Below are 22,490 nucleotides of genomic sequence, written 5' to 3'. Positions count from 1 at the left end.
GGCTGGGCTCACTTCTTCTGGTAGCGGGTAATGAGGGCGGCGAGCACGACCACCAGTCCGACGGCGAGCGGCTGGTAGAACTGCGAGACACCGAGCAGGGTCAGGCCGTTGGTGAGCGCGGTCAGGAGGAACGCTCCGATGATCGGGCCGACGATCTTGGCCGTGCCGCCGGTCAGGCTCACTCCGCCGAGCACGACGGCCGCGATGGAGTTAAGCAGGTACTGCGTATTGATCGCCGGCTCGGCCGCTCCAACCCGGGCGACGAGGAGCAGCGCGCCGATTCCGGCGAGCACCGCCGCGATGATGTACACCGCGATACGCACCCGTCCGGCCTTGATGCCGTTGGCGACCGCACTCTCCTCATTGCCGCCGACCGCCTGCACGTGCAGCCCGAAGCGGGTGCGGAACATGACGACCCACGCGACGACTCCGATGACCGCCGCGAGGATGATCGGGTAGCCGATGATCCCGATCGAGCCGGTGGTAAGGCGAAGCAGCTCCGGGCTGCCGACCGTGATCGGCTTGCCGTCGGAGACGATCAGCGCGAGGCCGGTCGCCACCGAGAGTGTGCCGAGGGTGGCGATGAAGTCGGTGACCTTGCCCCTCGCGATGAGGACGCCGTTGATCACTCCGATCAATCCCGCAAACGCGAGGGCCGCGAGCGCCGCGGGCCAGAAGCCCCAACCGGCGCTCCAAGCGAGGCCAAAGCCGACCGCGCCCACGGTCATCGTCGCCGAGATCGACAGGTCGATGCCTCCGGTCGTAATAACGAACGATTGGCCAATCGAGAGGATCACCAGGATCGCCGCGGCGACGAGCATCGCCTTGATGTTGCCGAGGCTGAGGAACGTGGGTGTCGCGATCGAGAACACGATCACGAGGGCGACGAGCCCGATCGGAGCGGCGTTCTCGGCCCAGAAGCTGAGCTGACGGACGTTCGCGAGCAGCGGGGACGCGCTCGCCTGCGGACGGGCGGGGACTGTGGTCATAGTCGCTTCCTGGGTGGGCACGGAGGGCCTACTTGCTCGCAACGAGCGCGGCCAGCGGGTTGTCGAACTCCTCGAACGGCTGCGGGAAGGCGCTGAGGGCCTGGTCGGCGCTCTCGCTGGTCACCAGCGCGGTCGGCGACTCGATCTGGGCGGGGATGCTCTTGCCGCCCTGTACCGCCTCGCACGCCTGGACGCCGAGCTGGCCGATCGCGTAGGGGTACTGGGCGACGGTCGCGGTGAGCCCGCCGTCCTTCACTGACTGCAACGCATCCTTGTTGCCGTCGACGCTGACCACCTTCACGGAGCCGGTGAGGCCCGCGTTCTCGACGGCCTTGACGATGCCCAGGCCCATGTCGTCGTTCGCGGCGAAGAACGCCGTCACGGTGGGGTTCGCGGCGAGGATGTCCGTCGCCTTGGTCAGCGCGACCTCGCGCTTCCAGTCGGCGGCCGCCTCCTGCACGACGGTCAGGTCGGAGCCGATCGCCGCGGTGAAGCCATCGACGCGAGCCGCGCTGGTGACGTCGCCCGAGACTCCGCCGATGACGGCGACCTCGGAGCCGGCGGGCAGCTGCTCGAGGAGGAAGTCGCCTGCCTTGCCCCCCGCAGCCTTGTTGTCGGTGCCGATGTAGGTGGTCACCTCGAGGTTCGCGGCCGTGACCGCGTCGGGGTCCAGCGGGCTATCGATGTTGACGATTGCCTTGCCAGTCGCCGAGGCGAGGGCCTGCACGAGGTTCGTGCCGCTGATTGGATTGACGATCAGGCAGCCGAAGTCCTGGCCGGCGACGGTGGTGAGCTTGTCGGCCTGGCCGGTGGTGTCGCCGATGTCGGCGGCGGCCTGCACCGAGACATCGACTCCGCTCTCGGTCGCGGTGTCCTCGATGCCGTTCTCCATCGCCTGGAAGAAGGGATTATCGAGGCCCTTGATGACCGCGGCGACCTTGGCCGATCCGGACCCTCCGGAGGCCGCGTCGCCCCCGGAGGAGGCGCAGCCGGTGAGGAGGAGGGCGAGGGCGCCCACCGGTGCGAGCACCGGAAGGAGTCGGCGCGCTGTGCGGTTCGTCATCCGTGAAGACATCGTCATCCTTGAAGATCTGGGGCACCACTGCGTGCCGATGTGTGAAAACTATCCCCCCTTTCGCGTTATGGCAATACGAAAGTACGACTACTTCCTGTTTTTCTTCGGCAGCCCTGTACGCTGACCGTGACAGAAGGGGGCGCCGATGACGGTGTACACGACCGGTGAGACCGGGTCGCATGTGGCGGACGTCCTCGCGCTGTTCCGCGAGCAGGGCGAAATCTCGCGCAACGCCGTGATGGAGCAGACCGGCCTCTCCCGCTCCACCGTCAACCAGCGCCTCGCGACACTCGTGGAACTCGGTCTGATCGCTCCCACCGCCGGCGGCGAATCCACCGGCGGGCGCCCCTCGAGCATGTTCGCGATGAACCTCGTCGGCACCGTGTTCCTCACCGCCGATATCGGCGCGAGCGGCTTCGTGGTCGCCGCCTGCGACCTGCGCGGCACGCCTCTTCGGCACGAGAACGGCGTCGTCGACGTGTGGGAGGGTCCCGACGCCGTCCTCACGCCCGTACTTGCCGCCTTCGAGCGGCTCCGGCAGGGCGACGCGGTCGCGGGAATCGGCATCGGCGTTCCCGGCCCCGTCGAGTTCGCCGCCGGACGGGTACGCAACCCGCCGATCATGACCGGCTGGGACGACTTCGACATCGCCGGCTACTTCGACGCGCCGTTCCCCGGCGTCCAGGTCGTCATCGAGAACGACGCGAACGCCCGCGCCCTCGCCGAATCACGGCACCACGGCTCCGACAACCTGATCAGCCTCAAGCTCGGCACCGGTATCGGCTCGGGCCTCGTTTTCAATGGTGCGACGATCCGCGGAGCAGTGGGGGCCGCCGGCGACATCGGCCACACCCGCGCGGTCACTGGCACGGTCGACGCCGATCCGCTGCCCTGCCGGTGCGGCAACGTCGGCTGCGTCGAGGCCTACGCGAGCGGATGGGCGCTGGTGCGCGATCTCTCCGCCGACGACCCCTCCATTACCCACGTCGCCGATGTCACCGCCCGCGTCCTCCGCGGCGACATGCGCGCCACCCAGGCCGTGCGCCAGGCCGGCCGCGTGCTGGGCGAGGCGGTCGCCGACCTCGTCAACATCCTCAATCCGCGCACCATCGTCGTCTCGGGCCAGCTCGGCGACTGCGGCGAGGTACTGATGTCGGGCCTGCGCGAGCGCGTGTACCTGCGGACGCATCCGCTGGCGACTCGGCACCTAACGATCCACACGTCTGACCTGGGCGAACTCGCCGGAGTGATCGGCCTCGCCCTCACGACGGCTGACCAGGTCTTCAGCCGCGACCGCTTCGACCGCGAGGGCGCGGCCGACACCACTCACGACACCGCCCACGAGGCCGCCGCGAGCTGAGCCCGCGTGCCACTCAGCGGCGGAGAGTCGCGGTGACGCGGCAGAGCACCTGCACGTGCGCCGGCGCCTCCGGGCTCACTTTCTCGGCGACCGCCTCAAACTCCCAGCCCGCCGCGGCGAGCCCGGCGATCTCGCCGCACAGCCAGTCCGGCACCCAGCCGATCGACTCGCCGGATTCCGTCGCCACCGTGTAGGCATCCGCGTTGAGGGCGTTACCGGGATCGGGCACGAGGACCAGCCCGGCGCCTGGTTCGAGGCGCAGGACGGACTGCGGGTGCTCCGGCCGGTGGCGTACCCCGGAGACGAAGAAACGGCCGACGAAGATCTCGGCTGTGCGGACTGGCTTCTCGATGACATGGAAGGTGTCAGTCGCTCGCTCCGCGCCCGTGCGCACCATGATCTCGACCGGGAGGTCGGGGGATGCGGCATCGAGCCCTAACCAAGCGAGATAGTCGTCGTAAGAGCCTCGCTCCGAGGACATCACACGATTCGCGAAGAACGGCGGAAGCGAAGGGCTCGTGTACTCCCCCTGCAATTCGGGGAACTCGGCGAGCGGGAAGAAGTCCTCGTCCGACACCGCCTCCGGTTCATAGCGGAAAACAAAGCCCTCGGCACCAACGGAGAGCACCGCGGCGCGCAGGAAGCGGCGGGTGCGCGGATTCTGCCAGACCAGCAGCAGCTCGCGGAGGCCGCGGGCCGGACGAGCACTGGGTCGATCAGCGAGAAGAGTCATCGAGGATCCTCCTCCGTGTCGTGTCCAACAGTCCTTCCGTGAAACTAGCGCATGCCGCCGACATCAGGCCTGTAGGGACCGCCGTGAGAATCTCGCGTACCGCGGACGGGTCGACAGCACTGAGCTGCGCCAACCAGAAGTCGCGGGCGTTCGGTGCTGCCAACTCGAGAGCGTCCCTTGCAACGTCGACCAGCAGAGGCTTACCTGCGAAGTGATGGCTCCTCCCCTTTTGAACCCACCTGTCGAATAACGCTGAGTCCGCGAGGCACGCGGCTCGTTTCTCCTCAGTCTCCTGAAATCCGAGCGCATTGCCGTGGTCGAACGACGGCGAGAGCATACGGTGTCCGCGACCGGCGATGACAGCCCAATTCTCGTCGTGCCTATCCCGCCCAGCGACCCAGGCGTCGAACAAAAGGTAGCCCGCCCAGACGTCGAAGCCACTCATTCCGGCGACGGCGCCGAAGCCCGCGGGAGCATCGACTCCGTCGAGCGCCCGTCGGACGGCCTCAACGGTGTAGCGCTCGTTAGGTCGCCGCCGAGTCGGGTCGTAGTGCCGGTCGGACTGGCTCAGGAGGCTGTTGCCGATCTCGAGGCGCTGGCTCTTGTCTCGCTCGATGACGTTTCTCGACATAATGCCGCGGCGTCCGCCCACCGTGGCCGGCCTCACCTGAGCGCAGGGGACCGCCAGTAGTCGCGCCAGATGAAAGGAGACCCATTCCGCCCAGTCCTCGCCCCGGGTCTCGCCGCCTCGCTGGCGCGCGAATTTGAAGAGCCAGAGATCGCTCTCTTCGACGAGCCAAAACTTCTCCTTCGTACCCAGCGGCTCATCCATGCCGTCCGACGGACCCTCGATGGTCATCGACTCCCACTTCGGCTGCATCCCGCCACGCTAAACCGCGTATTCCCGTTACCCCCGCGCCACGTCGCAACCCGAATGGTCCTGAGTTGCCCAAGAATGTCGCCGATTCGCTCGGCAAGCAGCATTCTCGGGCACCTCAACGCGCCCGACAGACGTAGCGTGGGGTGATGAATACATTCACTCTCCACAACGGTGTCGAGATTCCCGCCCTCGGACTCGGCGTCTTTCAGACTCCGCCCGACGAGACGCGCGCCGCCGTCAGCGCCGCGCTCGATGCCGGCTACCGGCACATTGACACTGCCGCCGCCTACGGAAACGAGCGCGAGGTGGGCGAGGCGATCGCCGGCCGCGACGATGTCTTCGTCGAGACAAAGGTGTGGATCAGCGACTACGGCTACGACAAGACGCTGCACGCCTTCGACAAGAGCGCGGGCAAGCTCGGTGTCGAGCGGATCGACCTCCTGATCCTGCACCAGGCCCTCCCGAGCGCTTTCGAGCGGACCCTCGACGCCTACCGCGCCCTCGAGACACTGCTCGCCGACGGCCGCGTGCGCGCGATCGGGGTCAGCAACTTCATGGTCGAGCACCTCACCCGCCTGCTTGCCGAGACCGACGTCGTTCCCGCGGTGAACCAGCTCGAGGTGCACCCCTACTTCCAGCAGCGTGGAGTGGAGCGCTTCGGCTGCGAGCACGACATCCTCACCCAAGCCTGGTCGCCGATTGGCGGGATCACGTCCTACCGCAACTCCCCCCGCCGCAGCTTCGATGACCCACTGCTCCTCGACCTCGGCGCCAAGTACGGCAAGTCGGCGGCGCAGGTCATGCTGCGCTGGCATCTTCAGGAGGGACGCCAGGTCATCCCCAAGTCGACGCGGCCCGAGCGCATCGCCGAGAACATCGACGTGTTCGACTTCGCGCTCACCGGCCCCGAACTCACCCGGATCGACGGCCTCGAGACCGGCGTGCGCGGCGGACCCGAGCCGGAGGCCGTGACGCTGAAGACCTACGACCGCGACATCCCGGAAGCCTGACACCCTCCGCCCGCGGCGGGAACACCAGGGCGGTCGCTGGCGTTGGCGTCTGCATGAGCGTTCCCCTCTCGATCCTCGACCTCGCCCCCATCGCCCCCGGCGAGACCGCCCGCGACAGCTTCGCCGCCTCCGTCGCCCTGGCCCAGGAGGCCGAGCGGAACGGCTACCGCCGCGTCTGGTACGCCGAGCACCACAACATGGCGAGCATCGCCTCCAGCGCGACCTCGGTGCTCATCGCCCACGTCGCCTCGCAGACCTCGACCATCCGCCTCGGCTCCGGTGGCGTCATGCTCCCGAACCACTCCCCCCTCACCATCGCCGAGCAGTTCGGCACCCTCGAGACACTGCACCCGGGTCGGATCGACCTCGGGCTTGGCCGCGCGCCCGGCAGCGACCAGGCCACGTTCCGCGCCCTGCGACGCGACCCCGACTCCTCCGAACGCTTCCCGCAGGACGTGCTCGAATTGCAAGCGTTCCTCGCCGGCGAGTCCCGAATCCCTGGCGTGAGCGCCACTCCCGGCGCCGGCACCCGAGTCCCGCTCTACATCCTCGGCTCGTCGCTCTTCGGCGCGCAGCTCGCCGCCGCGCTCGGCCTGCCCTACGCCTTCGCCTCGCACTTCGCTCCGGATGCTCTGCACCAGGCCGTTGCCGAGTACCGCCGCGGCTTCCGCCCCTCCGAGCAGCTCGACACCCCCTACGTCATCGTCGGCGTGAACGCGATTGCCTCCGACACCGAGGAGGATGCGCAGGAGCAATTCGCGCAGACGAAGCGCGCCCGCCTGATGATGCTGCTGCGCCAGAGCGGCCAGATCCCTGTTGGCCAGACCTTCGACGACGAAGAACTCGACGCCCTGCTCAGCGCGCCGATCGGCGCACACGTTGCGAGCATGACCACCTACACCGGTGTCGGCACCGGCGACCAGGTGGCCGACTACGTCGCCGACTTCGCCCGCTCGGCCGACGCCGACGAGGTCATCGTCGCGCACGGGTCGCTGCAGACGGAGGCGCGTCTGCGCTCGGTCGCGCTGCTTGCGCAGTCGAATGCCCGGGTCGCAGCGTAGGGACGTTCGCAACCGAGGTTGAGTGGGCCTTTTCCGCCCGTCTCGGCGTTGTCAGCCCCACTCAACCTCGATAACGAACGCCGTATGGCAGCGTGCTCTCTCAGAACACTCTGCAGGCTTTAGTCCCCGTTCATCAGCGCCACCGTCGGCGGGGATCTGCGCACTGGTGGGCTGCGCAACAGGTCACCCCTCCTCCCCGCCCCCTCGGTCCTGCCCGTCAGAGCGCGGCGAGGCGAGCGATCACGCCCTCTCCGAGGCGCGCAACATAGCCCTCGGGATCGGGCCCCGCGGGAGCGACCTGGACGTGGTCGATCCCGAGCGCCGCGTACTCCCCCATCGCCCGGACAAAAGCGTCGGGATCACCGATCGGATCACCCCCACCCGTGATCGTCTTCGTGATCGACTCATAATCGCGTCCACGTTCGTCGCAATGGCGGCGCAGAACGTCAAGCTTGTGCGCCACATCATCGGTACTCGTCGCAAAGAGGTTGCAAGCATCGCCATACTGCGCCACGAGCCGGAGCGTCTTGCGCTCCCCGCCTCCTCCGATCAGGATCGGCGGCCCCGGCTGCTGTACCGGCGCCGGGTGGTTGAGTGTTTCAGCGAGCTGGTAGTGCGCTCCCTCGAACGGACCGTCGTCCTCGCTCCACATCTGCCGGCAAATCTGTAGCGTCTCCTCGAGCCGCTCAAAACGCTCCTTCAACGGCGGATACGGCACGCCCAGCCCGAGATGTTCGCGCTCATACCAGGCCGCGCCGATCCCGAGCATCGCCCGCCCGCCCGAGAGCACGTCGAGCGTCGTGACGATCTTGGCGAGCAGCCCGGGATGTCGGTAGGTCACTCCGGTGACGAGCAAGCCGAGGCGGAGGCGTTCCGTCCGCCCCGCGACGAACCCGAGCGAGGTGTAACCCTCCAGCATCGGGTCTTCACTGGTGGCGAAAAGCTCCATTTGAAAGTAGTGGTCCATCATGGTGAACCACGCGCAGCCGACGTCCTCGGCCGTCCGCGCCGTCGCCCCGAGAATCGGCGCGATCCCCGCGCTCCCTCCCGGCAGAGTGAAGTTCATGAAGTGAATGCCGAGCTGCATGCGCGTCTCCTGTCGTCCGGATGCCCAGCTGCCAGTGTGCGCCGCGACGTCACCTGACACGCCGACACACCATGCCCTGAGCGGCGTCTCGCCTGGACGTCGGTGGTCCGCCGGGCGCTGGAGGGAGTCCCGGGATGCCACGCTCCAACAGCAACGGCTCCTTCGTTGGAGTTGGCGCCGACACCTCCCACTCCAGTTTGAGCGTGGCCTTGACGCTCCAACTCAACCGCCCGTGTGTTGGAGCGACGCTCCGCGCATGTCCGCGAAGATTGTGGCCGACGCCGACGCGGCTTCATCGGCGGCACGTCCTGTGTCGCCATGAGAGACACGTCAGGCTGACATGTCAAAAAGACGCCCGATTTTTGACATGTTCTTCGAACGTGTTCGTTACGCCCACACATCAATCGCCACCCCCGGCGGCACTCAAGGTGCTGTCAGCGGCCTCGAATCGAGAAGCCGGACGACCTTTTACCCGCAGCCTCACGCACCGACGCGGAACCGGTTCCCGTCGAACCCGACGACGTCGCCGACCACCAGCTGGCGGCCACGGCGGAGGTCGACCTCGTCGTTCACCGTCACGAGCCCCTCGGCGACGGATTCCTTCGCCTCTCCTCCCGAGAGGATGCCCGCGAACTTCAGAAACTGTCCGAGGCGGATTGTTCTGCCGCCGAGCGGGACGTCGACAGGCTCAGGAACAGCACTCATCGGACCTAGACCGCCGGGATGTCCGCGAACCGCGAGAAGTGCCCGTGGAAGCCCACCGTCACCGTGCGCGTCGGGCCGTTGCGGTGCTTTGCGACGATCAGGTCAGCCTCTCCCGCTCGCGGATTGTCCTTCTCGTAGGCACTCTCGCGGTGCAGGAGGATCACCATGTCGGCGTCCTGCTCGATCGAGCCCGACTCACGGAGGTCTGAGATGGCGGGCAGCTTGTCGGCCCGCTGCTCCGGCCCACGGTTCAGCTGCGAGAGCGCGATAACCGGCACCTGCAACTCCTTCGCGAGCAGCTTGAGCGCGCGCGAGAACTCGGACACTTCCTGCTGACGGCTCTCGACCTTCTTGCCCGAGGTCATCAGCTGCAAGTAGTCAATGACGACCATCTTGAGACCGACGCGCTGCTTGAGCCGACGGCATTTCGCCCGGATCTCGACCAGCGTCATATTGGGCGAGTCGTCGATGTACAGCGGAGCGTCATTGATCCGGCCGCGGGTGGAGGCGATGGTCGTCCAGTCGCGCTGGTCGACCGTGCCCTTACGCATGTGCTGCAACGGCACCGAGGCCTCGGCCGAGAGCAGGCGCATCGCGATCTCGCTGCGTCCCATCTCGAGCGAGAAGAAGATGGTGGGCATGTTGTGCTTGATGGCGGCGGCGCGCGCAAAGTCGAGCGCGAGGGTCGACTTACCCAGCGCGGGACGGGCGGCGACGATGATCATCTGCCCCGCGTGGAAGCCGTTCGTCAGGTCGTCGAGGTCGGCGAACCCGGTGGGAACGCCGGTGAAGGCACCGTCCTTGTGCGCGGCCGCCTCAATCTCGTCGATCGCGACGGTGACCGCGTCGGTCAGTGGGACGTAGTCCTCCGCTGTCTCGGACCCCGTGACGTTGTAGATCTCGGCCTGCGCCGAGTTGACCAGGTCGAGCACCTCGCCCTCGCCCTGATAGCCCATCTGCGCAATGCGGGTTCCGGCCTCCACCAGGCGACGAAGCAGCGCGCGCTCAGCGACGATGGACGCGTAGTAGCCCGCATTCGCCGCGGTCGGCACCATCGAGGTGAGCGTGTGCAGGTAGTCGGCCCCGCCGGCGCGCTGCAACTCGCCCTGCTTGGTGAGTTCGTCGGTCACCGTGATGACGTCGGTCGGCTCGCCGTGCGAGTAGAGCGCGAGGATCGCGTCGAACACGATCTCGTGCTTGGGGATGTAGAAATCAGTGCCCTTGACACTCTCGACGACGTCGGCGACGGCGTCTTTAGAGAGGAGCATGCCGCCGAGCGCGGACTGCTCGGCGAGAAGGTCGTGCGGAGGCGTCCGCTCGTTGCCGCGGGACTCGCCGCGACCGTCCCGCCCGTCCGAGCCGGGAACCGCCAGGTGCGCGATCGTCATGCCTTCGCCTCCTCCTGTCGGGTGCCTCGCGGAACGGATGAGCGTCCGGCCTGGCCTGTGCCGAGTCCTGGTCTACCAGTGACCTCCGACAGCGGAGCGCGATTGCCCGTCCGCGCGGGGCGCTGCGCCACCCTACGGACCACTCGCCACAGCACGCAAACCGGCCTGTGGAAAGAGCTGTGGACAACCGCGGAGAAACGCCGCGCCTACTGTGTGCAACATGTGGAGAACCCTGTGGGATTTGACGTCTCTTTGAAGTTTTTCCTGCCGCCTGACCAGGGGTTTTCTTCTTTCCACAGCTGTGCGTGAAAAGGAGCCTTAAGCCCGGGTTGAAGGTTGCTGTCGCCGGAGGGTGTATGTGGATAGTGCTGTGGACAACGGGAACGACAGAGGGCGGTGCGGCGGGACCGAGAAGTCCCATCGCACCGCCCTCTGCGGCGTTCTCGCAGCCCTACTTGGCCGCGACCACCTGCAGCTTCACCGTGGCCTGGATGTCGTCGCGCAGACGCACCACGGCCTCGTGCTCGCCAACACTCTTGATCGCGTTGGCGATCACGATCTTGCGCTTGTCGAACTCGCCGAATCCGGCCGCCGCCACCGCGCTTGCGACGTCCGAACTCTTGACCGAGCCGAAGAGACGGCCGTCCTTGCCGGCCTTGACCGTCAGCTTCACCCGGTTGGCCTCGAGGACCTGCTTGGTGTGCTGCGCCTCCTCGATGGTCTTGTGCTCACGAGCGGCTCGCGCCGACTTGATCTGCTCGACCTGCTTCTCGCCACCGCGGGTCCAGGCGATGCCGAAGCCCTGCGGGATGAGGTAGTTGCGGGCGAACCCGTTCTTCACGTCGACGACATCGCCGGCGGAGCCGAGCCCGTCGACCTCGTGGGTCAGGATGACCTTGGACATACCGTTACCTACCTTCCGCTGCCGGCGTAGGGCAGGAGCGCCATCTCGCGGGCGTTCTTGACGGCGCGGGCGATGAGGCGCTGCTCCTGCACGGAGACACCGGTGATGCGACGGGCGCGGATCTTCCCACGCTCCGAGATGAATTTGCGGAGGGTCGCGACGTCCTTATAGTCGATGACACCCACGCGGACCGACTTCGCGGGGGCCGCGTTCTTTGCGCCCTTGCCGCGGATCGGCTTGCGGCGGTCGCCGCTGCTCTTTCCAGCCATAGTGGTTTCCTTAGATTCTGGTTCGCCCCTACCCCGTCGCGAGTGATCGCGGTGCAGGTGGGGCGGGATTCAGGTGAGGAGAGCGCTCGAGCCGAGGCTCAGAACGGCGTCTCATCGTTGTAGCTGCCCGGAGTGCTCCACACGTCGCCGCCGGCCGGAGCGCTGGGCGCCCACGGTTCCTCAGCCTGCCCACCACGGTTGCCGCCGACGTTGCCGGAGCCCCCCTGGTTGCCGCCGCCGGAGCCGCCCTGGCCACCGCCGATCTGCCCGCCGTTGCTCTGACCGCCACCCGCCTGGCCTCGCCCGCCTCCGCCGGAGGTGCGCGTGACCTGCGCAGTCGCGTACCGCAACGAGGGCCCGATCTCGTCGATCTCGAGCTCGATGCTGGTGCGCTTCTCGCCTTCCTTCGTCTCGTACGAACGCTGCTTGAGGCGGCCGGTCGCGATGACGCGGCTGCCCTTGGTCAGCGTTCCCGCGACGTTCTCGGCGAACTCGCGCCAGACGGAGGCGCGGAGGAACAGCGCTTCGCCGTCCTTCCAGTCATTCGCCTGACGGTCGAAGGTGCGTGGCGTAGAGGCGATGGTGAAGTTCGCGACCGCAAGCCCGCCCTGCGTGTAGCGCAGCTCGGGGTCGGCCGTGAGGTTGCCCACCACGGTGATGATCGTCTCGCCGGCCATGAGCGCTACGCCTTGGGAGCGGCCGGAGCCTTGGCAGCCTTGCGGGCAGCCTTCTCGGCGGCAAGCTTCGCGGCGGCTTCGACCTGAGCGATACCCTCTTCGGCCCGCAGCACCTTGGTGCGCATGACAGCTTCGGACAGCTTCAGCTGACGGTCGAGTTCGTTCGCGGCGTCAGAGGTCGATGTGAAGTCGACGACGGCGTAAATACCCTCGGACTTCTTGTTGATCTCGTACGCCAGACGGCGGCGACCCCAGACGTCGACCTTGTCGACGGATCCACCATCGGTGCGGATGACGTTGAGGAACTTGTCGAGACTCGGAGCGACGGTGCGCTCATCGATCTCGGGGTCCAGGATGACCATGATTTCGTACTGATGCGTCACTAACCCACCTCCTTCGGACTAAACGGCCACGGTATTTCCGTGACAGGAGGGTATGTAGCATCTGCCCACTCCCGCGGACGCGACTGCGTCTGTTCATGGACAACCTCCACACCCTACCAGCCCCCTCCCCTCCTCCCCCACCTTCCCCCCTCTCTTCCGCGAAATGTCGCGAAATACCCCCGCTCGGACGAGATCCCCCGCCGCGGCAGCCCATCTCGACCGCCCCACCCGATCTCGCGCCCCCACACAGTTAGCGCGATGCCCACCACTCGCGGAGACGCTGCGTCGCGGGTTCCTCGCCGAGTGGACCCTCCTCTAGCCGCAGCTCCAAGAGGAACCGGTATGCCGCTCCCACCTCGGGGCCCGGCGCGAGATCGAGGATCGACATGATCTGCGTGCCATCGAGGTCGGGCCGCTTCGACGCGAGTTCCTCCTTCTCGGCCAGCTCGGCGATGCGCACCTCGAGATCGTCGTAGGCGTGCGCGAGCCGCTCCGCCTTGCGCCGGTTGCGCGTCGTCACGTCGGCGCGCGTCAGGATGTGCAGGCGTTCCAGTAGCGGCCCGGCATCGGTCACATAGCGACGCACCGCGGAGTCACTCCACGCCCCGTCCGTGTAGCCGAAGAACCGCAGGTGCAGCTCGATCAGCCGAGCGACCTGCATCGTGGACTGCTTATCGAACTTCAGCGCACGCATCCGCTTGACGGCGAGCTTCGACCCAACGAGATCGTGATGGTGAAAACTCACCGCGCCGCCGGCCTCGAGGCGCCGTGTCGCCGGCTTTCCGATGTCGTGGAGCAGGGCCGCGAGCCGCAGCACCACGTCCGGCGCAGCGTCCGGGTGCCGGGCCTCCTCCAGTGCGATTGCCTGTTCGAGCACCGTGAGGCTGTGCGTGTAGACGTCCTTGTGGTGATGATGCTCGTCTTGCTCCAAACGAAGGGCGGGCAGCTCCGGGAGGAAGTAACCAGCTAGTCCGGTGTCCACAAGCAGTTCCAGTCCGGCGCGCGGCGCGGCCGTCGCCAGCAGCTTGCAGAGTTCCTCCTGCACCCGCTCGGCCGACACGTCGCGAATCCGCCCCGCGAGTTCGGCCATCGCCCACTCGACCTCATCCGTGGTGCGAAAGCCGAGCTGCGACGTGAAGCGGGCAGCGCGCAGCATTCGGAGCGGATCATCGCCGAAGGACAGGTCGGCCGCGGAGGGAGTGGTCAGCCGCCCCGCGAGCAGGTCTTCCACCCCACCTGACGGGTCAACCAGCACGACCTCGGGGATCCGCAGCGCCATCGCGTTGACGGTGAAATCGCGGCGCACCAGATCGCCCTCGAGCGAGTTGCCGAACTCGACTTCGGGCTTGCGGCTCACGCCGTCGTAGCTGTCACTGCGGTAGGTGGTGATCTCAACCATCTCGCCCGCCACCCGTGCGCCGATGGTGCCGAACGCACGCCCAATGTCCCAGTGCGCCTCGGCGATGGGAGCGACGATGCGCACGATGTCGTGAGGGCGCGCCGACGCGGTGAAGTCGAGGTCGTGCACGCTGTGCCCGAGGAATGCGTCACGCACGGGGCCGCCCACGAGAGCAAGTTCGTGCCCTTCAGTAGCGAACGCCTCGGCCAGCCGCGCGACCGCCGGTGTCCGCGCGAGGGAGCGGAGTGTCTCGAGAGCGGTCTGGACGCTGTGCATTCGCCCGATCCTAGCCGGGCAGTACGGCCGCAGAGTCCGTAACCGTTAGAGCAGGTTACTAGCGAGATCGCCCCGCGCAGTCGACAGACCGGCAGCCCTAATGGGGCCTGCACGTAGAATCACCACCATGGAGGCCGAGTGAGTGCGATGCATCGGCGCGACCTCACCCCTCCTCGTCTTCCCCGGCTGCTCCGCCTCGCGGGAGCGGCCGTGCTGTCGGCGGTGCTTCTCGGCACGCCCGCTGTTGCCGAGCAGGCGCCCGCCAGCCTGAGCGCGACGGTCTTCCCCTCCGGAACCGTCACCGCGACGGTCGGGGCGGCAAACGACGGCGTCCTTCTGCTGAACCAGAATCTGCAGCTTTCGGTCGCCGTGCGCAACGGCACCACCCAGTCGGTCGACGCCGCCACCGTGAGCGTCGCCCTCTCTTACGCCACCCTCGACTCGCGCGCCGAGTTGCAGGCTTGGCTCGACGCTGAGGCCGACAACGACACCGATCCGGTCCAGGCGAGCGCCGAGGTTCGCCTCCTGCCATCCAGCACCGCCGAGGCAGTCGTCACCGTGCCGGTCGAGCAGATCCCGTTCTCGAATGACCGCACCGCGCTCGGCGCCCACGCGGTCCTCGTCACGATCACGGACCCCGACGGTGTGGTCTCGACCGCCCGCACCGCGGTGGAGCTGACCGAAAGCACCGCCTCTCCGCAGGAAACGGGCGTTAACGTCCTCGTGCCGCTCACCGTCCCCGACACGGCTGCCGGGCTGCTCTCGGCCGATACCCTGCGCGAGTACACGCAGCCCACGGGCACGCTTTCCCGACAGCTCGACTCAGTCTTCGGCCGCGCCGTGACGATCGGAGTGGACCCGCGCGTCCTTGCGTCCATCCGTGTTCTCGGCGGGTCGGCCCCGGACTCGGCGGTGACCTGGCTGCGGCGCCTCGAGGTCGCGCCCAATGACGTCTTCGCTTTGCCCTATGCCGATGCCGATATCGCCGCCCAAGCGCAGGCTGGGCTCGACACTCTCCTCACGCCCACCTCCTTTGAGTACGGCATCGACAACATCCGGTTCACCGACGCTTCTCGTACGGCAACCCCGGCGCCGGCCACGGGACCGGGCCAACCCGGCTCTCGCCCCGAGCGGCCAAGCACCGAGTCCCTACTCTCCCTCAACTGGTCATCAACCGTCGGCCCGCTCGCCTGGCCGATGACCGGGAGCGTCCGCACCGCCGACCTCGACGTTTACGCCGCGAGCGGTCTGACGCGCACGATTGTCTCCTCCGACGACCTCACGCTCCCCAAGGCCGTCGACACGGCCACTCGAGCGGTGGTCGACGGCCATGAGCTCGTCGTCGCCGATGGCCGCCTCTCGACCGGCTTCAGTGATGCGGTGAGCGCAACGACCGATTCCACATGGCGGGCGCGGATGAGCGCCCTCTCCGCAGAACTCGCGCAGGTGCAGCGCGAGGGTACGACTCCGGACGTCGTGCTCGCCCTCGACCGCGGCTCGGCGCTGGACGGAACCCGGCTCGCGCAGACGCTCGACGCGCTCGACGCGCTTCCCTGGGCACAGGGGACGTCATTCGGCACCGCCATGACGGCTCCCGCCACCGACGGAGTCACGATCGCCGACTCCGCGGAACCGGCTCAGCGCCTCAGGACAGTGAAGGACCTCCTCGCCACCGCCTCGCTCGTTGACTCCTTCTCTGCCGTGCTGCGCGAACCAGACCTGCTGCGCGGCAAGAGCCGCAACGATCTCCTCGCCCTGCTCGCCGTCGCCTGGCACGACGATGACACCGGCTGGGAGAAGGCCGTCGAGGCGAGTCGGAAGCTCGCCGACGGCACGCTCTCGTCGGTCCGCGTCGAATCCTCGGACAGCGTGCTCCAGCTCTCCCACGATTCGAGCATCCCGGTGTACGTCCGCAACGACCTGCCGTGGCCGGTAGAGGTGCAAATAGACGCCTCCACCTCCAACGCCGTCCTCGACATCGACGAGGAATCGATCAAGCCGGCCTCGATCGACGCCGGCTCGCAGGGCCGGCTGCCCATCCCGGTGAGAGCCCGCGTGGGCAACGGCGAGACGCAGGTGCGGGTGCAGCTCACTGCGCTCGACGGCACCCCGATCGGCATACCGACGAGCGTGGTGACCAGCGTGCGCGCCGATTGGGAGACGGTCGGGACGCTCGTTCTGGGCATCCTCCTCGTCGTCGTCTTCGGCGTCGGGATCCTCCGCAACATCCGCCGTCGCCGCCGAGGCGAGACTCCAGAGGATGAGGAGGACCCGAACGCACCGCTCGCGGTCCAGCCCGGCCTCGATGACCGAACGGACCCGCGTGGCTAGCTTCTCCCTCGGACGCGCGAGCGCAATCCTCGCCTCCGGCACGATGGTCTCGCGGGTCCTCGGCTTCATCATGTCGATCGTCTTCACCCAGACGGTCGGGCTGGTCGGGCAGGGCGCCGATGCCTTCACCATCGCCAACGGCCTGCCGAATACGATCTACAGCATCATCGCCGGAGGGGCGTTGAACGCGGTCCTCGTGCCGCAGATCGTGCGCGCCGGCCTCCACGCCGACGGTGGACGCGCTTACATCAATCGGCTCCTGACGCTCTCCTTCCTGCTGCTCCTCGTTGCAGCCGTCGCGGCGACCCTCCTCGCACCGGTGCTGGTTCAGCTGAACGCGTCGGACTACGGGCCGACGCAGTTCCGGCTTGCCGTCGCCTTCGCCTATTGGTGCCTCCCGCAGGTCTTCTTCTACGGGCTTTACACAATCCTCGGCGAGGTGCTCAACGCCCGCGGCTCCTTCGGCCCCTTCACCTGGACCCCCGTCGTCAACAACGTCGTGACGATCGCGGGTCTCGTCGCCTTCCAATCCCTGTTTGGAGTCGACTCTTTTGACCTCCGCTTCGCCTCCGCGTGGACGCCCGAAATGGTCGCGGTACTCGCGGGCTCGGCGACTCTGGGCGTCGCCCTCCAGGCGATCCTGCTCGTGTTCTTCTGGAAGCGGCTCGGTCTGAGCTATCGGCCCGATTTCCGCCTCCGTGGCGTAGGCCTCGGTCGGGCTGGCCGCATCGCCGTGTGGACCTTTGCGGCCCTCTTGCTGACCGTCGCGGCAGGCTTCGTCGAGAACTCGACGGTGAGCGGTAGCTCCGGCGACTATGCGTCGGCCACTGCACTGCAAAAGGCTTGGCTCATCTTCATGCTGCCCCACTCCGTGATCGCCGTCTCGGTCGCCACTGCCTACTTCACCCGGATGAGTGGGCACGCCGCCGCAGGCAGGATTGACGCTTTCCGCGCCGACGTCTCCGCATCGATCCGCATCGTCGGTCTCTTCCTGGTCTTCGCCGCGGTCGCCCTGGTCGTGTGCGCCATTCCCTTCGCCGTCGTCTTCTCCGACGACTTTGAGGCGATCGCGCCGATGGCCGCCATCATCACTGCCTACGTGGTCGTTCTGCCGCTCTTCTCAACCCTCGCAATCGTGCAACGAGCCTTCTACTCCCTCGACGACGGCCGAACTCCGTTCTTTTACACCCTCGTGCAGACCGCGATCGTGGTCATCGGCTGCCAGATCGCGCTCCTCGGGCCACCGGAGGCGACCGCTTTCATCGTCGCCTCCTCCGTCTCGCTCGGCGTCGCGGTCCAGGCGACACTCGCCTGCCTGCTCCTGCGGCGCCGCCTCGGCGGACGGGGCGGACAGGCCATCGTTCGGCGATTCGCCCAATACACCTTCGCAGCACTCCCAACAGGAGCGGTCGGAGGCGTCGTGATGCTCGTCCTCTTCGAGCAGGACGCATTCCCTGTGGCGGGGATGGCCTCCGCGATCATCTCGATGGCCATCGCAGGCACCATCATGGCGGTCGTCTACTTCGCCATCCTCTGGTTCCTACGGGTGCCGGAGTTGCGGACCCTAGCCGCTCCGTTCTTGCGTCGCCTTGGACGCTGACTCCCCAGCGCGGTCCACCTAAAATCCCTGATCGGAACGTCTTTCTCGCGAGCCAGCGACTCCGAACAACGCGGCGCGCCTGTCGGCGCTCCTCGTGCCCAGGCTCACGGAATAGTGCCCGCCTAGAATGTGTTGTAGCCCTCGGAGCCGCGGAAAGATCGAGCGCCCGGCCCCGGTTCGGCCTCACCGCCTCGCCCGTCACCGCTCACACAGATCCCGAGGAGTTGCCGTGCGCGACATCGTCATCATCGGATCCGGTCCAGCCGGCTGGACCGCCGCCATCTACGCGGCGCGCGCTGAACTGCACCCGGTGGTCGTCGCCTCCTCCGTCGAGATCGGCGGCGACCTCATGAATACGACCGACGTCGAGAACTTCCCGGGTTTCCCGAATGGCATCCTCGGCCCCGAGCTGATGACCGCGATGCAGGCACAGGCCGAGAAGTTCGGTGCTGAGACCTATTACGACGACGTCACCTCCCTCGACCTCGAGGGCGAGATCAAGACGGTGCACCTCGGCTCCGGAGAGAGCATCGAGGCGAAGAGCGTCGTCATTGCGACCGGTTCCGCCTACCGCCGGCTTGGCCTGCACGACGAGGACCGCCTCTCGGGACACGGAGTCTCGTGGTGCGCCACCTGCGACGGCTTCTTCTTCAAGGGCAAGACCATTGCCGTCGTCGGCGGAGGCGATTCTGCAATGGAGGAGGCGACCTTCCTCACGAAGCACGCGGCAAAGGTCTACATCATCCATCGCAAGGGCTCGTTGCGGGCCTCGAAGGTCATGCAGAAGCGTGCCTTCGACAACGACAAGATTGAGTTCGTCTGGAACTCCGAAGTGACCGGCATCACCGGTGAGAGCCACGTCAACGGCGTGAAGTTGCGTGACACAGTCGACGGCACGGAGTCGCGCCTCGAACTCGATGGTCTCTTCATCGCAATCGGCAACGACCCGCGCACTCACATCGTGCACGGCAAACTCGATCTCACGACCGAGGGCACGATCTCAGTCGTTGGCCGCTCCTCTCAGACCTCCGTTCCCGGCGTCTTCGCCGCGGGCGACGTCATCGACCCGACCTATCGTCAGGCCGTCACCGCCGCCGCCTCCGGAACGGTCGCCGCCCTCGACGCGGAGCACTATCTGGCCGCACTCGCCGATGGCATCGCCCACACCGAAGGCTCACCCCGAGCCGAACTCATCACCAGCTGACCCACTAGGCAGCACGCAGGAGCCGGTTCACCGGCTCGTGAAGGAGAAAACCGTATGTCCACCTCGAAGAGCGTCACCGACGCATCGTTCCAGTCCGACGTTCTCGACTCCGGGAAGACCGTCCTGGTCGACTTCTGGGCCGAGTGGTGCGGCCCCTGCCGGATGGTCTCGCCCATCCTCGACCAGATCTCGGCCGAGCACGGCGACAAGATCGAGATCGTCAAGCTGAACGTCGACGAGAACCCGCAGACCGCCGCGAAGTACCAGATCACGTCGATCCCGGCGATGAAGGTCTATCAGAAGGGTGAGGTCGTCAAGACTGTCATCGGCGCGAAGCCCAAGCCGGCGCTCGAGGCTGACCTGGCTGCATTCCTCTGAGTTTCGGCGCATCCTGATCGCCACACGGCAGCAGAGAACCCCCGTCGCCTCCGGGCGCGGGGGTTCTCCGCGTCCTGCGGATGTTTCACGTGAAACCCAGTCGCAGAGAAAGGTCGGGCCACGAAAGGTACAGTGGCGTTCCGGCTCCCCGCGGCATGCTCAGGAGTGGCCGCTATTGTAGACAGACTTGGCTCCCGTCGAGTTGTCCTTATCCACCGAGCGAAGCGAACCCCATCGTGACCAACCGCGGAACCAATCTCGATCCCTGGTACGACTCTTATGCGGAGCGCACGGCCGGTTTGGCCGCCAGCGAGGTCCGAGCGCTGTTCGCGGTTGCGTCACGTCCCGAAGTCGTGTCGCTTGCGGGTGGTATGCCGTTCGTGGCAGCGCTCCCCCAGGACCTCGTCTCTGGCGCTATCGATACGGTCATGCGTGAGCAGGGACCTATCGCCCTACAGTACGGCTCCGGCCAGGGCTTCCCGGTCTTGCGCGAGCAGATCCTGGACGTGATGGCGCTCGAGGGGATCTCGGCCAGTGCGGATGACGTGGTTGTCACCACGGGCTCTCAGCACGCACTCGAGCTGGTCTCCAAGCTCTTCCTCGATCCAGGGGATGTCGTGCTCTCCGAGGGCCCGAGTTATGTGACCGCGATGGTGATCTTCCGCTCGTATCAGGCTGAGATCGAGCACATCCCCATGGACGAACACGGCCTGATTCCCGCAGCCCTCCGTGAGCACATCGCTCGGGTGCGCACTGCGGGCAAGACGATCAAGTTTTTGTACACCATCCCGACCTTCCATAATCCGGCGGGGGTCACCCTGAGCTGGGAACGAAGGGTCGAGATCCTCGAGATCTGTAAGACCGAGGGCATTCTCGTCCTCGAGGACAACCCGTACGGATTGCTCTATTTCGAGGATGTGCCACCGAAGGCGATGCGTTCGCTGGAGCAGGACGGCGTCATCTACCTCGGCACCTTCTCCAAGACGCTCGCTCCCGGCTTCCGCGTCGGCTGGGCCCTCGCGCCACATGCGATCCGCGAACGGTTAATTCTCGCGAACGAGGCGGCCGTACTGAGTCCCTCGTCCTTCAGTCAACTCGTGATCTCCAAGTACCTCGAAACAGCCGACTGGCGAGCTCAGATCGATACCTTCCGTGGCGTCTATAAAGAACGCAAGGAGGCGATGTTACGCGGTCTACAGACACATCTCCCGCAGCTGACGTGGACCGATCCGAACGGTGGCTTCTACGTGTGGCTCACGCTGCCGGCCGAGCTCGACTCAAAGGCGATGCTCCCCCGCGCTGTGAAGGAACTTGTGGCCTACACTCCCGGAACCGCGTTCTACGGCAATGGCGACGGACGGCAGAACATCCGGCTCTCGTTCTGCTACCCCACCCCCGAACGGATCGGTGAGGGCATCCGCCGACTCGCGACAGTGATCAGCGGTGAGCTCGATCTTTTGTCCACCTTCGCCGGCACCGGTTCATTGGCGAATGCGGACACGCGCGCACAGGACAGCCTCCTGCCTCCCGCTGCCTCCTGACAGCCCCTCCGCTTGTCGATTGAAAGAAAGCCCTGGTCATGACCGATATTTCTGTGCTCGACCGTCCTCTTGACATCATCGTGATCAGCGGAGGCATCAGCCACGAACGCGATGTCTCGCTTCGCTCTGGGCGGAGGGTAGCCGACCGTCTGTCGGCGATGGGCCACCGGGTGGCGATGCACGAGCCGGATGCAGCACTGCTGACCACTCTCCTTCACAAGCGTCCGGACGTCGTCTGGCCCGCAGTGCATGGAGCGAGTGGCGAAGACGGCGCCCTGCTCGGCCTCCTTGAAGCCGCCGGATTCTCGTACGTCGGCTCGCGCACCGACGCTGCTCGCCTCGCGTGGTTCAAGCCAACAGCGAAGACCCTCGTCGCGCGCGCCGGCTTCTCGACACCCCACTCCATCACGCTTCCCCGCGAGACGTTCCGTGAACTCGGAGCCGTCGGCATTCTTGAGCAGGTGGTCGCGCACCTGCCTGGCCCTCTGGTCGTCAAGCCCGCGCAGGGTGGCTCCGCGCAGGGTGTCAGCATCGTCTTGGACCCCGAAGAACTCCCTCGGGCGATGGTCGAGGCGTACACCTACGGCGAGGTCGTGCTGATCGAGCAGCAGATTCGTGGAACCGAGGTCTCTGTCGGAGTCCTCGATCTGGGTGACGGAGCCTTTGCATTGCCTCCGGTCGAGATTGAACCCGTCGCTGGGCGCTACACCTTTGAAGCTCGATACAACGCGGGGGAGACGCGGTTCTACACTCCGGCGAGGATATCGTCGGAACAACTTGAGGACGTCTGCCGCGTGGCAGTGGCAATTCATGAGCTTCTCGGTCTCCGCCACTTGTCGCGGATCGATTTCATCGTGGACGGATCAGGAACGCCGTGGTTCTTCGACGCGAATGTCTTGCCCGGGATGACCGAGACGTCCCTGGTTCCGCAGGCAATCGAGGCGTCCGGCCGGTACCTCGGCGACGTGTATTCGACTCTCGCCCGTCTGGCGATCGACAGCTAACGCCGTTTCACGTGAAACATTCGCCCTCGTACGACCGCCACGGTGACGCCGGGCAACCCGTGATGGCAAGAATGGCGATCTGGCTCCTTGCGCGGCGATAGCTACAGTAGGTCGATCTCGCCACCATCCCGCTGTTGGATCGCTGTGGTGGGTGCCCTCTAGTCGGGTCACACTGAGAGCCTTCCTGCGGTCAGCGCGCCACGGAGCAAGCACGCTCTCCGTCTCGGCAACCGCCC

22 protein-coding genes are annotated in these 22,490 nt (G+C 66.6%); 10 read left to right on the top strand and 12 right to left on the bottom strand.

Annotated features, from left to right (window positions below; all coding sequences use genetic code 11):
* Nucleotides 1-8: 8 nt before the first annotated feature.
* Together B0H03_RS11560 and B0H03_RS11555 are read right to left on the bottom strand one after the other, a co-directional pair.
* A complete protein-coding gene (locus B0H03_RS11560; RefSeq protein WP_104265736.1) occupies nucleotides 9-989 on the bottom strand; it encodes an ABC transporter permease in 981 nt (326 codons plus the stop codon).
* 28 nt (nucleotides 990-1,017) lie between these two features.
* Nucleotides 1,018-2,052 carry a substrate-binding domain-containing protein gene (locus tag B0H03_RS11555; protein WP_104265737.1) on the bottom strand — a complete coding sequence of 345 codons (1,035 nt, stop codon included), beginning with the start codon at nucleotides 2,050-2,052 and terminating at the stop codon, nucleotides 1,018-1,020.
* On the opposite strand from B0H03_RS11555, the gene B0H03_RS16625 reads away from it, so the two are divergent.
* Nucleotides 2,039-2,188 (top strand): hypothetical protein, encoded by a 150-nt coding sequence (locus tag B0H03_RS16625; protein ID WP_160487348.1) that lies wholly within the window; start codon nucleotides 2,039-2,041, stop codon nucleotides 2,186-2,188. The two genes, B0H03_RS11555 and B0H03_RS16625, sit on opposite strands and share 14 nt — an antisense overlap.
* Nucleotides 2,189-2,209: 21 nt before the next feature.
* Complete coding sequence (locus tag B0H03_RS11550; RefSeq protein WP_104265738.1) at nucleotides 2,210-3,424, top strand: ROK family transcriptional regulator; 1,215 nt, start codon at nucleotides 2,210-2,212, stop codon at nucleotides 3,422-3,424.
* 13 nt (nucleotides 3,425-3,437) lie between these two features.
* On the opposite strand, the gene B0H03_RS11545 is transcribed toward B0H03_RS11550, so the two are convergent.
* Together B0H03_RS11545 and B0H03_RS11540 are read right to left on the bottom strand one after the other, a co-directional pair.
* A complete protein-coding gene (locus B0H03_RS11545) occupies nucleotides 3,438-4,157 on the bottom strand; it encodes an HIRAN domain-containing protein (RefSeq protein WP_104265739.1) in 720 nt (239 codons plus the stop codon).
* A complete protein-coding gene (locus tag B0H03_RS11540) occupies nucleotides 4,141-5,037 on the bottom strand; it encodes a hypothetical protein (protein ID WP_104354379.1) in 897 nt (298 codons plus the stop codon). Before B0H03_RS11540 ends, B0H03_RS11545 begins: the two co-directional genes overlap by 17 nt.
* Before the next feature lie 146 nt (nucleotides 5,038-5,183).
* Here B0H03_RS11540 and B0H03_RS11535 point away from each other — a divergent pair, with 146 nt between their 5' ends.
* Together B0H03_RS11535 and B0H03_RS11530 are read left to right on the top strand one after the other, a co-directional pair.
* The gene (locus B0H03_RS11535) at nucleotides 5,184-6,047 is read left to right on the top strand and encodes an aldo/keto reductase (protein ID WP_104265741.1); all 864 of its coding nucleotides are present in this window, start codon (nucleotides 5,184-5,186) and stop codon (nucleotides 6,045-6,047) included.
* Between the two features lie 53 nt (nucleotides 6,048-6,100).
* A complete protein-coding gene (locus B0H03_RS11530) occupies nucleotides 6,101-7,108 on the top strand; it encodes an LLM class flavin-dependent oxidoreductase (RefSeq protein ID WP_104265742.1) in 1,008 nt (335 codons plus the stop codon).
* Nucleotides 7,109-7,325: 217 nt separating this feature from the next.
* Here the strand turns inward: B0H03_RS11530 and B0H03_RS11525 are convergent, their stop codons facing one another.
* From B0H03_RS11525 to B0H03_RS11490, 8 genes are all read right to left on the bottom strand, one after another.
* Nucleotides 7,326-8,195, bottom strand: coding sequence for an LLM class F420-dependent oxidoreductase (locus tag B0H03_RS11525; RefSeq protein WP_104265743.1), 870 nt, complete (start codon nucleotides 8,193-8,195; stop codon nucleotides 7,326-7,328).
* A 480-nt stretch (nucleotides 8,196-8,675) separates the two neighbouring features.
* A complete protein-coding gene (locus B0H03_RS11520; protein WP_104265744.1) occupies nucleotides 8,676-8,900 on the bottom strand; it encodes an RNA-binding S4 domain-containing protein in 225 nt (74 codons plus the stop codon).
* 5 nt (nucleotides 8,901-8,905) lie between these two features.
* Nucleotides 8,906-10,288, bottom strand: a complete 1,383-nt coding sequence (gene dnaB / locus B0H03_RS11515; protein WP_104265745.1) for a replicative DNA helicase — start codon at nucleotides 10,286-10,288, stop codon at nucleotides 8,906-8,908.
* A gap of 451 nt (nucleotides 10,289-10,739) precedes the next feature.
* A complete protein-coding gene (rplI, locus tag B0H03_RS11510) occupies nucleotides 10,740-11,192 on the bottom strand; it encodes a 50S ribosomal protein L9 (protein ID WP_104265746.1) in 453 nt (150 codons plus the stop codon).
* A gap of 8 nt (nucleotides 11,193-11,200) precedes the next feature.
* Entirely contained in the window at nucleotides 11,201-11,461 is a 261-nt protein-coding gene (rpsR, locus tag B0H03_RS11505; protein ID WP_055784551.1) for a 30S ribosomal protein S18, read from the bottom strand.
* 98 nt (nucleotides 11,462-11,559) lie between these two features.
* On the bottom strand, nucleotides 11,560-12,138 hold the full coding sequence (locus tag B0H03_RS11500; RefSeq protein ID WP_104265747.1) for a single-stranded DNA-binding protein: 579 nt from the start codon (nucleotides 12,136-12,138) through the stop codon (nucleotides 11,560-11,562).
* A gap of 5 nt (nucleotides 12,139-12,143) precedes the next feature.
* On the bottom strand, nucleotides 12,144-12,500 hold the full coding sequence (rpsF, locus tag B0H03_RS11495; RefSeq protein ID WP_202130147.1) for a 30S ribosomal protein S6: 357 nt from the start codon (nucleotides 12,498-12,500) through the stop codon (nucleotides 12,144-12,146).
* 271 nt (nucleotides 12,501-12,771) lie between these two features.
* Entirely contained in the window at nucleotides 12,772-14,196 is a 1,425-nt protein-coding gene (locus B0H03_RS11490; protein WP_109714881.1) for a CCA tRNA nucleotidyltransferase, read from the bottom strand.
* A 147-nt stretch (nucleotides 14,197-14,343) separates the two neighbouring features.
* On the opposite strand from B0H03_RS11490, the gene B0H03_RS11485 reads away from it, so the two are divergent.
* The 6 genes from B0H03_RS11485 (at nucleotide 14,344) to B0H03_RS11460 (ending at nucleotide 22,254) form a co-directional block, all read left to right on the top strand.
* Nucleotides 14,344-16,527, top strand: coding sequence for a DUF6049 family protein (locus B0H03_RS11485; protein ID WP_237399554.1), 2,184 nt, complete (start codon nucleotides 14,344-14,346; stop codon nucleotides 16,525-16,527).
* Entirely contained in the window at nucleotides 16,520-18,127 is a 1,608-nt protein-coding gene (murJ, locus tag B0H03_RS11480; protein ID WP_241560455.1) for a murein biosynthesis integral membrane protein MurJ, read from the top strand. Before B0H03_RS11485 ends, murJ begins: the two co-directional genes overlap by 8 nt.
* 229 nt (nucleotides 18,128-18,356) lie before the next feature.
* On the top strand, nucleotides 18,357-19,331 hold the full coding sequence (trxB, locus tag B0H03_RS11475) for a thioredoxin-disulfide reductase (protein ID WP_104265754.1): 975 nt from the start codon (nucleotides 18,357-18,359) through the stop codon (nucleotides 19,329-19,331).
* A gap of 54 nt (nucleotides 19,332-19,385) precedes the next feature.
* Entirely contained in the window at nucleotides 19,386-19,709 is a 324-nt protein-coding gene (gene trxA / locus B0H03_RS11470; RefSeq protein WP_104265755.1) for a thioredoxin, read from the top strand.
* Nucleotides 19,710-19,945: 236 nt separating this feature from the next.
* Nucleotides 19,946-21,250 (top strand): aminotransferase-like domain-containing protein, encoded by a 1,305-nt coding sequence (locus tag B0H03_RS11465; protein WP_241560456.1) that lies wholly within the window; start codon nucleotides 19,946-19,948, stop codon nucleotides 21,248-21,250.
* Between the two features lie 38 nt (nucleotides 21,251-21,288).
* Complete coding sequence (locus B0H03_RS11460) at nucleotides 21,289-22,254, top strand: D-alanine--D-alanine ligase family protein (protein WP_104265757.1); 966 nt, start codon at nucleotides 21,289-21,291, stop codon at nucleotides 22,252-22,254.
* The last annotated feature ends 236 nt before the right edge of the window (nucleotides 22,255-22,490 follow it).

The sequence above is a fragment of the Rathayibacter iranicus NCPPB 2253 = VKM Ac-1602 genome (assembly GCF_003149025.1).
Classification (GTDB): domain Bacteria; phylum Actinomycetota; class Actinomycetes; order Actinomycetales; family Microbacteriaceae; genus Rathayibacter; species Rathayibacter iranicus.
The sequence above is the reverse complement of the archived record's forward strand: the minus strand, read 5'-3'. Positions and strand labels throughout refer to the sequence as shown.

Excerpts from the sequence above, each read along its gene's own strand:
- B0H03_RS11560 (WP_104265736.1), bottom strand. The coding sequence starts at position 989 with ATGACCACAGTCCCCGCCCGTCCGCAGGCGAGCGCGTCCCCGCTGCTC.
- B0H03_RS11500 (WP_104265747.1), bottom strand. The coding sequence starts at position 12,138 with ATGGCCGGCGAGACGATCATCACCGTGGTGGGCAACCTCACGGCCGAC.
- B0H03_RS11540 (WP_104354379.1), bottom strand. The coding sequence starts at position 5,037 with ATGCAGCCGAAGTGGGAGTCGATGACCATCGAGGGTCCGTCGGACGGC.
- B0H03_RS11490 (WP_109714881.1), bottom strand. The coding sequence starts at position 14,196 with ATGCACAGCGTCCAGACCGCTCTCGAGACACTCCGCTCCCTCGCGCGG.
- rplI (WP_104265746.1), bottom strand. The coding sequence starts at position 11,192 with ATGTCCAAGGTCATCCTGACCCACGAGGTCGACGGGCTCGGCTCCGCC.
- dnaB (WP_104265745.1), bottom strand. The coding sequence starts at position 10,288 with ATGACGATCGCGCACCTGGCGGTTCCCGGCTCGGACGGGCGGGACGGT.
- B0H03_RS11520 (WP_104265744.1), bottom strand. The coding sequence starts at position 8,900 with ATGAGTGCTGTTCCTGAGCCTGTCGACGTCCCGCTCGGCGGCAGAACA.
- B0H03_RS11460 (WP_104265757.1), top strand. The coding sequence starts at position 21,289 with ATGACCGATATTTCTGTGCTCGACCGTCCTCTTGACATCATCGTGATC.
- B0H03_RS11485 (WP_237399554.1), top strand. The coding sequence starts at position 14,344 with ATGCATCGGCGCGACCTCACCCCTCCTCGTCTTCCCCGGCTGCTCCGC.
- B0H03_RS11530 (WP_104265742.1), top strand. The coding sequence starts at position 6,101 with ATGAGCGTTCCCCTCTCGATCCTCGACCTCGCCCCCATCGCCCCCGGC.
- rpsF (WP_202130147.1), bottom strand. The coding sequence starts at position 12,500 with ATGGTCATCCTGGACCCCGAGATCGATGAGCGCACCGTCGCTCCGAGT.
- rpsR (WP_055784551.1), bottom strand. The coding sequence starts at position 11,461 with ATGGCTGGAAAGAGCAGCGGCGACCGCCGCAAGCCGATCCGCGGCAAG.
- trxA (WP_104265755.1), top strand. The coding sequence starts at position 19,386 with ATGTCCACCTCGAAGAGCGTCACCGACGCATCGTTCCAGTCCGACGTT.
- B0H03_RS11525 (WP_104265743.1), bottom strand. The coding sequence starts at position 8,195 with ATGCAGCTCGGCATTCACTTCATGAACTTCACTCTGCCGGGAGGGAGC.
- B0H03_RS11545 (WP_104265739.1), bottom strand. The coding sequence starts at position 4,157 with ATGACTCTTCTCGCTGATCGACCCAGTGCTCGTCCGGCCCGCGGCCTC.
- B0H03_RS11535 (WP_104265741.1), top strand. The coding sequence starts at position 5,184 with ATGAATACATTCACTCTCCACAACGGTGTCGAGATTCCCGCCCTCGGA.
- B0H03_RS11555 (WP_104265737.1), bottom strand. The coding sequence starts at position 2,052 with ATGACGAACCGCACAGCGCGCCGACTCCTTCCGGTGCTCGCACCGGTG.
- B0H03_RS11550 (WP_104265738.1), top strand. The coding sequence starts at position 2,210 with ATGACGGTGTACACGACCGGTGAGACCGGGTCGCATGTGGCGGACGTC.